Source organism: Cupriavidus sp. SIMBA_020 (genome assembly GCF_046535395.1).
In the GTDB taxonomy this organism is placed as follows: Bacteria; Pseudomonadota; Gammaproteobacteria; order Burkholderiales; family Burkholderiaceae; genus Cupriavidus; species Cupriavidus campinensis.
The window spans coordinates 1-266 of record NZ_JAWRWU010000732.1 but is presented as its reverse complement, the minus strand read 5'-3'; the positions used below and the strand labels follow the sequence as shown (position 1 = coordinate 266).

The following is a 266-nucleotide window of genomic DNA, read 5'->3' as shown; positions in this document are numbered from 1 at the left end:
CGGCCGCCGACGGCATTCCGCTCGAGCCGTTCCTGCAGGGGCTGCTCGCGCACCCGCCGCACCGCGTGTCGGGCACGGCCATCTACCTGACGGGCAACGACAAGCTCGTGCCGGTCAGCCTGCTGCACAACCTGAAGCACAACAAGGTGCTGCACGAGCGGACCATTTTCCTCACGTTCGTCACGCGCGACATTCCGTACGTGCGCGACGACAAGCGCCTCAGCTCGCGCGATGCGGGCGGCGGCCTCTATATCGTCAAGGCCGAG

1 protein-coding gene is annotated in these 266 nt (G+C 67.3%); it reads left to right on the top strand.

Annotated features, from left to right (window positions below; all coding sequences use genetic code 11):
- Positions 1 to 266: KUP/HAK/KT family potassium transporter (locus tag SB751_RS31265; RefSeq protein ID WP_410749179.1), on the top strand; the 266-nt coding region annotated here is incomplete at both ends.